Here is a 10,197-nt window from a genome sequence, read left to right as displayed (position 1 = left end):
ATGTTACCTCGGTATCTACCTTCGAGGAGAACCTGGTGGATTATACCTCTGCATCCGTGTCAAAGGAAGACACTGCGATCATCGGCATTATCAAGAAACGGGTGAAGATCAAGGATAAGGAGAGCAACGAACTGATCATCTGGATCGATATCCGGCAACTCTTAAACGATATCGATATAGTAGTGTAAAAGAGCCATTCCCTCTTTTTTGCCAGATTGCCTGAGAATGCATCAAAGATCCCTACATTCCCACTATGACTTCAATATCTGTTCTGTATGTCGATGATGAACCCGGCCTGCTTGAAATTGGTAAACTCTTCCTTGAGCAAAAAAAGCAGTTCAGCGTTGACACCATCACCTCTGCCCCGGCCGCACTTGCTCTGCTGAAGTTGAAGAACTACGACGCTATTATTTCGGATTACCAGATGCCGGAGATGGATGGTATCGAATTTTTAAAAAAGGTAAGATCTCAAGGAAGTACCATCCCGTTTATCCTGTTCACCGGTCGGGGACGTGAAGAGGTAATCATCCGGGCGTTAAACGAAGGAGCAGATTTCTATCTCCAGAAAGGCGGGGAATCGGTATCACAGTTCACCGAGCTTGCGCACCAGATCCGCCAGGCGGTCCAGAAGAGAAGGGCCGAAGCAAGCATCCATGACTTTGAACGCCGCGAATCAGATATCATTAACTTCCAGCCAGATGCTACCGTTGCAATCGACCGGTCCGGCCATATTATCGCATGGAACCGTGCCATGGAAGAGGTGACGGGTGTATCGGCAGCGGAGATGCTGGGAAAAGGGGATTATGAATATGCAATCCCGTTCTACGGACAGCGTCAATCGACCCTGATCGATTTAATCTTCGAATCTGATGAGATCATTGCCGAAAAATATGCACACATCATTCACAAGAATAATACCCTGATCGCCGATGCAATTTTTCCTACTCTCAAAGGTAAGTCAGTTACATTCATGGCCATGGCAAGCCCGTTCTACAACCGGCAGGGGGAAGTAACCGGTGCGATTGAATCAATCCGGGATATCACCGATCGCAATCTGGCGGAGGAAGCGTTGAGGGAGAGCGAGGAGCGCTACCGCAGGATCGTTGAGACCACTGATGAGGGTATCTGCCAGATGAACGAACAGTTTGAAACGGTCTATGTCAACCGGCGGATGGCGGATATGCTCGGTTACACTCCGGAGGAGATAGTAGGCCAAAACATCGCTTCGTTCATGGTAGCAGAAGATATGCCCGACCATACCACCCGGAGAGAAGAACGCAGACAGGAACAGAACAGCCAATACGAGCGCCGCTTTGTTACAAAAGACGGGAGGATCCGGTGGATACAGGTATCCGGAACCCCGATCCTGGACCCGGACGGCACATTTCGGGGCTCCTTTGCGATGTGTTCCGATATTACGGATCGTAAAGCAACCGAAGAAAAACTCCGGCAGAATTACGATAAACTGACAAAAAACCAGAACCTGCTTTTAGAGAGAGAGAAGCAGTACCGCCTGATTGTCGAGACTGCGAAAGAGGGTATCTTGCAGGTTGACGAGAAATTCGACACGGTCTATGTCAACCAGCAGATGGCGGATATGCTCGGTTACACTCCGGAGGAGATGATGGGCCGGCACCAGACTTCTTTTGTGGCAAAAGAAGATCGGCCCGAACAAATCACGCGGTTTGAGGAGTGCAGGCAGGGGAAGAGCGGCCGGTTCGAACGCCGCTTTATTACAAAAGACGGGAGGATTCGGTGGATGCAGGTATCTGCGACGCCGCTCCTGAACCCGGACGGCACATTTCGGGGCTCCTTTGGGATGTGTTCCGACATTACCGATCGAAAGACCGCAGAAGAGGGAATTGCCTGCCGCAACCAGGAACTGCGTGCAGCATATGAGCAACTGTCAGAAATCGAAGAAGAACTCCGACAGAATTATGATGAACTGGCAAAAAGCCAGGACCTGCTTATAGAGAGCGAGAAGCAGTACCGCCAGATTGTCGAGACCACGAATGAAGGTATTTGTAAGCTGGACGAAAAACTCGAGATAGTCTATGTCAACCGGCGAATGGCGGAAATGCACGGCTTGACTCCGGAAGAGATGATGGGACAGAACATCACACATTTCATGGTAGCAGAAGATATTCCCATCAACACCTCCCGAATAAAAGAACGTCGGCTGGGAAAGAGCAGCCAGTACGAGCGCCGCTTTGTTACAAAAGATGGGAAGATCCGGTGGATGCAGGTATCTTCGACCCCGCTTTTTGATCCCGATGGCACGTTCCAGGGCTCCTTTGCGATGTATTCCGATATTACCGATCGAAAGACAGCGGAAGGAGAGATTGCCTGCCGCAACCAGGAACTGCGTGCAGCATATGAGCAACTGTCAGAAATCGAAGAAGAACTCCGGCAGAATTACGATGAACTGGCAAAAAGCCAGAACCTGCTTATAGAGAGCGAGAAGCAGTACCGCCAGATTGTCGAGACCACGGATGAGGGTATTTGTAAGCTGGACGAAAAATTCGAGATGGTCTATGTCAACCGGCGAATGGCGGAAATGCACGGCTTGACTCCGGAAGAGATGATGGGACAAAATATCACACATTTCATGGTAGCAGAAGATATTCCCATCAACACCTCCCGGATAAAAGAACGCCGGCTGGGAAAGAGCAGCCAGTACGAGCGCCGCTTTGTTACAAAAGACGGGAAGATCCGGTGGATGCAGGTATCTTCGACCCCGCTTTTTGATCCCGATGGCACGTTCCAGGGCTCCTTTGCGATGTATTCCGATATTACGGATCGTAAAGCAGCGGAAAAAGAGATTGTCTGCCGCAACCAGGAATTGCGTTTGGCATATGAGCAGCTGTCAGCAACCGAAGAAGAACTCAAACAGAATTACGATGAACTGGCAAAAAGCCAGGACCTGCTTCTTGAGAGCGAGAACCAGTACCGCCAGATTGTCGAGACCACGGATGATGGTATCTGGAAGCTGGACAAGAAGTTCGAAACGGTCTATATCAACCGACGGATGGCAGATATGCTCGGTTACACTCCGGAGGAGATGATGGGTCAGAGTTACACTTCTTTTGTGGCAGCAGAAGATGTGTCCGTCAATGCATCCCGGGTAAAAGAACTCAGGCTGGGAAAGAGCAGCCGGTACGAGCGCCGCTTTGTTACAAAAGACGGGAGGATCCGGTGGATGCAGGTATCTTCGACCCCGCTTTTTGATCCCGACGGCACGTTCCAGGGCTCCTTTGCGATGTATTCCGATATTACGGATCGTAAAGCAGCGGAAGGAGAGATCGCCAGCCGCAACCAGGAACTGCGTTTGGCATATGAGCAGCTGTCAGCAAGTGAAGAAGAACTCAAACAGAATTACGATGAACTGGCAAAAAGCCAGAACCTGCTTCTGGAGAGCGAGAAGCAGTACCGCCAGATTGTCGAGACCACGGATGATGGTATTTGTCAGCTGGATGAGAAGTACGAAACGATCTATGTCAACCGGCGGATGGCAGATATGCTCGGTTACACTCCGGAGGAAATGATGGGCCGGAGCTACACTTCATTCATGGCAGCAGAGGATGTGCCCGACCAAACTACCCGGTTAGAAGAGCGCAGGCAGGGTAAAAACAGCCGGTACGAGCGCCGCTTTGTTACAAAAGACGGGAACGTCCGGTGGATATATGTTTCAGCGACCCCGATCCTGGACCCGGACGGCACGTTCCGGGGTTCTTTTGCGATGCATTCCGATATTACGGATCGTAAAGCAGCCGAAGAAGGGATTGTCCGGCGCAACGAAAAACTGCATGCAACAAACAAGCAGCTGTCAGCAGCCGAAGAAAAACTCCAGCGGAATTACGATAAACTGGTAAAAAGCCAGCGCATGCTTGCAGAAGCAATGGATCTTGCAAACCTGGTGAACTGGGAGTGCAATCTCAATACGGGTATTCTGACGTTCGATGACCGGTTCTCAACCCTGTATGGTACCAATCCGAACCATAAGGGCATCCAGCATATGACGGCGGAGGCATACCTGAAGGATATCGTTTACCCGGACGATCGTGGTATCCTTGCCGAGGAAGATGAAAAAACCAGAAATACCACCGACCCGCATTACGTGTCAAAAAGGGAATACCGGATTATTCGTGAGGATGGCGGGATCCGGCACATTGAGATGTGTGTCGGGGTAACAAAGGATGCCAAAGGCCGGACAATCAAGACCCATGGCGTAAACCAGGATATTACCGAACGCAAAGTGGCTGAAGAGGCACTCCGGGAGAGTGAGGAGAAGTTCCGCTCGTTTGTCGAGAATGCAATTGATATCATGTATTCAATAACTCCTGACGGTATTTTCACCTACGTCTCCCCTCAGTGTACGGAATTACTGGGATATGAGACCAGCGAATTCATCGGAAAATCCGCTGCTGCCTTTGTTCATCCCGAGGATTTTCCCTGTATCCGTGAAGCCATCCGGCAGACTATCATGACGGGAGAAAAGAAAAGCGGGCTTGAATTCCGGATGCGGCACAAGAACGGCACATGGCGGTGGTATGCTACAACGGAATCTCCGGTACACGATGCCGGGGGCAAGGTTGTTGCAATCCAGGGCATCTGCCATGATGTCACCGAACGCAAGAGTGCGGGAGATGCACTTCGTCTGGCGAACCACCGCCTCAACCTCCTCGGCAGCATAACCCGGCACGATATCAACAACAAGATTACAGCCTCCCTCGGGTATCTTAAACTTGCAGAAATGAAATCCAGCGACCCCACGATTGGTGCATATCTCGGGAAAATGGAATCCGCTATTACAGAGATCCAGTCGCAGATCGGGTTTACCCGGATCTACCAGGATCTTGGTACCAAAGAACCGCAGTGGATAGCAGTGGACACGGTCATGCCCCGCACATATGTCCCGGCAACGGTTACCCTGAACGCAGAATTGCTTGGCGTGGAAGTATTTGCCGATCCGATGCTCGAAAAGGTTTTTTTTAACCTCCTTGACAACTCCATCCGACACGGGGAACACGTGACTGAAATCCGGGTATCCTCCCAAAAGTCGGGCGGGGATCTCCTAGTGGTATGGGAGGATAACGGGATTGGCGTTGCTGCTGATGAAAAGGAGCGAATCTTCGAGCGGGGATTCGGGAGAAATACCGGCCTGGGGATGTTCCTTGTCCGGGAAATTCTTTCTCTGACAAATATTACGATTAAGGAAACCGGGGAACCCGGCAAAGGGGCAAGATTTGAGATCTGCGTTCCCAACGGAAACTACCGGTTCAACCCGGAATGTCGTGAGAAGATCGCTTTAAAAGAATCCTCCTGATCTATGTATCCAAAAAACCGGGATCGCATCTTGTAATGAACCAAACCATATGTACGGGGAAGGCAGCACAAACGAACAACTCCGTGAGCGACCGTGTGCGGAACTGAATCGACCTCAGTCATATAAAAGGGAAAAACCCGGTTATTGCAGGTTTTTATCCGCCGGGAAGAGGCCGATCACTCCACGAGAGCTATGATCTGCGACGGGCAGAGATCGGCAGCATCGCGTGCGCAGTCGATGGTACCGGGAAGCGCAACACTGGTCCCAAGATCCCCATTCTCCCGGAATTCCTCGACGATCTCGCTAAACGAATCCTTCTCGTTCTGCACAAAAAGTGTCGGGCATGTATCCCAGCACGAACCGCAAGCGACGCACTGCATCCGATCGATCGTCACTTTCATAAAAATCCCCTGCACCGCATATAATCCTGCATGTCGGTGCCATACGCAATAAACATTCCACCCGTACGAATAACACATTCGGACTTGCGGGGTAGACCTGCCTTCTTCTTAGGAAAGTTTTTCGCATTCTTTTTTGATCTCCTTCCCTTCCAGCTTTCGTTACCGACGCCGATACATGAAATTTCCCGACGCGGGAAATATTAATTAATAACTTAATCATTAAGTGAATAATTAAGTGACATACATGAACCTGACTGCACCCGAATTACCGGAACTGTACCGGTGCTGGATGAGGATCTGGAACAAGATGAATATCATGGAGAGCAGCCCCTGTAAGTTCGGGGTGAGCGAACCGCTTTTTCTTACCGAGATCCACACCATTCAGGCAATCGGGAGCACTCCTGAGAATAATGTCAGGATCATTGCCGATGTCCTTGGGGTCACACCTTCCGCGGCATCGCAGGTGATCACAAAACTGACCAGACGTGGGCTCGTGCGCAAGATCCGGGGCGTCCGCAATGAAAAAGAGGTCACTCTCGAACTGACCGGGCAGGGCCGGATAGCATATGACAGCCACGCGCAGATCCACGCGCAGTTATATGAACGAATCATCGAACGGATCGGCCCCTTAAGTGAAGATGAGCGGGCCACCATGGGCCGGGTGTTTTGCGCGTTCGAGATAATTTATGACGAACGGATCGGGGAACTTTCGGCCGAAACACCGCAAAAGATCCGCTCATTATCAGAGGCTTAACACCATGACGGAACAGGAGAGGAATAAACCGGAGCCGGGCAGCGCAGGCACAGCGGCCATGAAGGAGATCGTGATAAACGTCGGCGGTATGATGTGCGGCCACTGTATAAAAAGGACTGAGGCCGCTCTCGGCAGGTTGCCCGGGGTTACCCGTGCAACCGTCAGCCTTGAGAAAAAACAGGTGGCTGTCGTGTTTGATCCTTCGCGCTCTTCACCGGACGATATGAAAAAGGCCATCGTGGGAGCAGGATACCAGTACCTCGGCTATACCGGGGAGGCCTGAAACATGGCTGAGCCTGAAAAGAAAAAAGCGGACATCAAAATTACCGGAATGCACTGCGCCACCTGCGCTATCGCCGTAGAAGAAGCACTTGCCGGGGTTAAAAACGTCACGAAGGCGCAGGTAAACTTCGGGACCGGGACCGCCCGCGTGGAGTTCGATCCTTCCAAGGTCAAAATTACCGATCTCGAAAAAGCCGTCCGCGACGCCGGCTACGAAGTGACCCACCGTGAAGTGGTGCTCAAGGTCGGCGGCATGATGTGCGCCACCTGCGTCCAGACCATCGAGGCTGCCCTTCGGGGACTGCCCGGGGTCGTCGCCGCGAACGTGAATCTCGGAAACGAACAGGCATATGTTACCTACAACCCGTCCCTGACATCAGTCGAGGACATGAAAAAGGCAATCGAGGACGACGGGTACCAGTACCTTGGGATAGCCGGGCAGGTCAGCGACGAGGCGGAAACGGCGGCCCGGGATGCCGACCTCCACGACAAACTGATGCGGTTTTCCGTCGGGTTTGCGGTCAGCATCCCTCTTATGGTACTCATGTGGGTGCCGCTTGGCATCTCCATGCAGGCACTTGCATACTTCATGCTCGTGGTCTCGACGCCGGTCTTCTTCTACGTCGCGTATCCCATCTTCAAAGCCGCATGGACGGCACTCAAAAACAAAACCCTCTCCATGGATGTGATGTACGCGATGGGTACCGGCGTCGCGTATGTCGCAAGCGTGATGGGCACGTTCTCGGTCGTGCTCACCCACGAGTTCATGTTCTACGACACGGCGATCATGCTTGCCGCGTTTCTGATGCTCGGGCGGTACCTTGAAGCGCGGGCGAAAGGCCGGACCTCGGAGGCAATCCGGAAACTGGCCGGGCTCCAGGCAAAAACCGCGATGGTCATCCGTGATGGGAAAGAGATCGAGATTGCCATTGAGGATCTCGTTGTCGGCGACATCGTGATGGTAAAACCCGGTAGCAGGATTCCGGTTGACGGCGAGGTCGTGGCCGGTGAAAGTTATGTTGATGAATCAATGATCACCGGTGAACCGGTCCCGCCGTTAAAGACCAAAGGGAGCCGGGTGGTCGGCGGCACGATCAGCACGAACGGCGTCCTGTCGGTAAAAGCGACAAAGATCGGGAAAGAGACCGTACTTGCACAGATCCTGCAACTCGTCGAGGACGCTCAGGGGTCAAAGCCGCCCGTGCAAAGAATCGCGGATGTCGCAGTCACATACTTCATCCCGGCTGTCCTCCTCATCGCCGCGTCGGCGTTTATCGTGTGGTACTTCGTGCTCCATTCGACCCTGCTTTTTTCCCTCACAGCCCTCATCTCTGTGCTCGTCGTCGCCTGCCCGTGTGCACTTGGCCTTGCCACACCGACAGCGGTGACGGTGGGGATTGGCAGGGGTGCGGAACTTGGGATCCTCATCAAAAACGGCGAGGCGCTCGAACTTGCAGAGAAGGTCACAACCGTGATCTTCGACAAGACCGGTACGCTTACCCGGGGAAAACCGGAAGTGACCGATCTCGCAGCAACCGGCGTCACGGAAGATACGCTCCTCTCCCTTGCTGCGGCCGTCGAGAAGAACTCGGACCACCCGCTCGCCCGGGCGGTCATCCGCGCTGCGCAGGCAAAGGGTATCGCGATCGGCGATGTGGAGAAGTTTGACACCGAAGGGGGGAAAGGAGTCCGAGCGCGGGTGCTTGGCGAAGAAGTGCTCGTTGGCAACCGCACGCTCATGCAGGAAAACGGCATCGTGCTCCCTGAGGGTATAGATGCGAAAATCCGTAATTTCGAGCAGGACGGTAAGACCGTTATTCTTGTCGCTATCGGCCACGAGCTCGCGGGCATTATCGCGATCGCGGACACGCTTAAGGAAACGAGTGCAGAAGCAGTCCGGCGCTTAAAGGCCCACGGGATCGCCGTCGTCATGGTAACCGGGGACAACCGGCGCACTGCAGAAGCCATCGCCCGTACGATCGGGATCGACCGGGTGGTAGCCGAAGTCCTCCCGGGAGGAAAAGCTGCAGAAGTAAAAGCCCTGCAGGACCGGGGAGAACATGTCGCGTTTGTCGGCGACGGGATCAACGACGCCCCGGCGCTTGCCCAGGCAGACGTGGGAATCGCTATCGGCAGCGGAACCGATATCGCCATCGAAAGCGGGGAGATCGTCCTTGTGCGGGACGACCTGCTCGATGCGGTAGCGGCGCTCGAACTCTCGAAAAAAGTGATGGGCAGGATCCGGGGGAACATCTTCTGGGCCTTTGCCTACAACGCGGCCCTTATCCCGGTGGGAGCCGGTCTTCTCTACCCGTTCTTCGGTTTTGTGTTCAGGCCGGAACTTGCCGCCCTTGCGATGGCTGCAAGTTCGGTGACTGTCGTGACCCTCTCACTCCTCCTCAAAGGGTATATACCGGAAGCAAAAAAGAAAGATCAATTGGTGATGAAAGAATGGCAATCGACCCGATCTGCAAGATGACCGTCGATGAGAAGACGGCAAAGTTCACGAGCGATTACAAAGGGAAGAGATATTATTTCTGTGCCCCGGGCTGCAAGAAGAAATTTGATGCTGATCCCGCAAAGTACGCGTGAGGGCCCGGGAAGGAACCGGGCACACTCATCTACGCGATCATGTAAATATTCCCAATTTCCCCGTATTTTGACCCGACTTTGAATAACCTTGATATACAAACGACGGCAACTTTTAATTTAATATACTGGTTTCCCCGGTAATACACGGGATAATGTGACCTGAGGCGTTTGCATGGCGTTTTTCATCATCAGTCCTGACATCTATGCATGGTTTATCCTGCCGACGCTCATCTTCATCGCGCAAATAGCAAACGTCTGCATGGAGACGCTCCGGATCGTTTTAGTCTCCAAGGGGATCAAGTACCTCGCACCTATTATCGCGTTCTTTGAGATTATCATCTGGCTGCTTGCTATCGTTGGCGTGCTCAACAACCTGTCCAACATTGCCTACTTCCTCGCCTATGCCTTCGGGTTTGCGCTCGGCACGTATGTGGGTCTCATCCTTGAAGAGAAGCTCTCGATCGGCATGGTGATTATGCGCATTATCACCACCGACGAATCCGGAGAGGAAATCACGGAATTTTTACAGGCTGAACATTATGGCACCACCAGCCTTGATGCAAAAGGATCGCGAGGCGGTGTCAAAATGATTATGTCTCTCGTGAACCGCGATGATGTCCCACGGATCACCCGGCACATTGAAGAGACGAACCCTGATGCGTTCTTCTCCATCGAAGATGTCCGGTACGTCAACCAGGGGGTTTTCCGCCCCAGAAAACATAACCCGTTCACCGGATTTATACATACTCTTGCAAAACCGCGAAAGAAAATGTGATAAACACTTTGTCATGAAAATTTTGAAAACTTCAGTCGATAGAGCAGACAAATGGAAATTCGAGTTT

7 protein-coding genes and 1 pseudogene are annotated in these 10,197 nt (G+C 52.6%); 7 read left to right on the top strand and 1 reads right to left on the bottom strand.

Annotated features, from left to right (window positions below):
- Together WCX19_RS09330 and WCX19_RS09325 are read left to right on the top strand one after the other, a co-directional pair.
- Window positions 1–188: pseudogene (locus WCX19_RS09330) on the top strand (chemotaxis protein CheW); the annotation flags it as partial.
- Window positions 189–253: 65 nt separating this feature from the next.
- Complete coding sequence (locus WCX19_RS09325; protein WP_373007421.1) at window positions 254–5,326, top strand: PAS domain S-box protein; 5,073 nt, start codon at window positions 254–256, stop codon at window positions 5,324–5,326.
- Between the two features lie 176 nt (window positions 5,327–5,502).
- Here the strand turns inward: WCX19_RS09325 and WCX19_RS09320 are convergent, their stop codons facing one another.
- Window positions 5,503–5,727, bottom strand: coding sequence for a ferredoxin (locus WCX19_RS09320; RefSeq protein ID WP_373007419.1), 225 nt, complete (start codon window positions 5,725–5,727; stop codon window positions 5,503–5,505).
- 244 nt (window positions 5,728–5,971) lie between these two features.
- Between WCX19_RS09320 and WCX19_RS09315 the strand changes: the two genes are divergently transcribed.
- The 5 genes from WCX19_RS09315 (at window position 5,972) to WCX19_RS09295 (ending at window position 10,130) form a co-directional block, all read left to right on the top strand.
- Window positions 5,972–6,481 carry a MarR family winged helix-turn-helix transcriptional regulator gene (locus tag WCX19_RS09315; RefSeq protein WP_373007425.1) on the top strand — a complete coding sequence of 170 codons (510 nt, stop codon included), beginning with the start codon at window positions 5,972–5,974 and terminating at the stop codon, window positions 6,479–6,481.
- A gap of 4 nt (window positions 6,482–6,485) precedes the next feature.
- Window positions 6,486–6,764, top strand: coding sequence for a heavy-metal-associated domain-containing protein (locus tag WCX19_RS09310; RefSeq protein WP_373007417.1), 279 nt, complete (start codon window positions 6,486–6,488; stop codon window positions 6,762–6,764).
- A gap of 3 nt (window positions 6,765–6,767) precedes the next feature.
- Window positions 6,768–9,242, top strand: coding sequence for a heavy metal translocating P-type ATPase (locus WCX19_RS09305; protein WP_373007415.1), 2,475 nt, complete (start codon window positions 6,768–6,770; stop codon window positions 9,240–9,242).
- Window positions 9,215–9,355 carry a YHS domain-containing protein gene (locus WCX19_RS09300; RefSeq protein ID WP_373007413.1) on the top strand — a complete coding sequence of 47 codons (141 nt, stop codon included), beginning with the start codon at window positions 9,215–9,217 and terminating at the stop codon, window positions 9,353–9,355. The genes WCX19_RS09305 and WCX19_RS09300 overlap by 28 nt, the downstream gene beginning before the upstream one ends.
- Before the next feature lie 172 nt (window positions 9,356–9,527).
- On the top strand, window positions 9,528–10,130 hold the full coding sequence (locus WCX19_RS09295) for a DUF2179 domain-containing protein (RefSeq protein ID WP_373007411.1): 603 nt from the start codon (window positions 9,528–9,530) through the stop codon (window positions 10,128–10,130).
- Window positions 10,131–10,197: the final 67 nt, after the last annotated feature.

This window comes from Methanoregula sp. (assembly GCF_041663825.1).
Classification (GTDB): Archaea; Halobacteriota; Methanomicrobia; order Methanomicrobiales; family Methanospirillaceae; genus Methanoregula.
This window is presented reverse-complemented; position numbering and strand designations above follow the sequence as displayed.

What these genes read in the sequence shown, in the direction of transcription:
- WCX19_RS09325 (WP_373007421.1), top strand. Translation starts at nt 254, where the DNA reads ATGACTTCAATATCTGTTCTGTATGTCGATGATGAACCCGGCCTGCTT.
- WCX19_RS09320 (WP_373007419.1), bottom strand. Translation starts at nt 5,727, where the DNA reads ATGAAAGTGACGATCGATCGGATGCAGTGCGTCGCTTGCGGTTCGTGC.
- WCX19_RS09315 (WP_373007425.1), top strand. Translation starts at nt 5,972, where the DNA reads ATGAACCTGACTGCACCCGAATTACCGGAACTGTACCGGTGCTGGATG.
- WCX19_RS09310 (WP_373007417.1), top strand. Translation starts at nt 6,486, where the DNA reads ATGACGGAACAGGAGAGGAATAAACCGGAGCCGGGCAGCGCAGGCACA.
- WCX19_RS09305 (WP_373007415.1), top strand. Translation starts at nt 6,768, where the DNA reads ATGGCTGAGCCTGAAAAGAAAAAAGCGGACATCAAAATTACCGGAATG.
- WCX19_RS09300 (WP_373007413.1), top strand. Translation starts at nt 9,215, where the DNA reads ATGGCAATCGACCCGATCTGCAAGATGACCGTCGATGAGAAGACGGCA.
- WCX19_RS09295 (WP_373007411.1), top strand. Translation starts at nt 9,528, where the DNA reads ATGGCGTTTTTCATCATCAGTCCTGACATCTATGCATGGTTTATCCTG.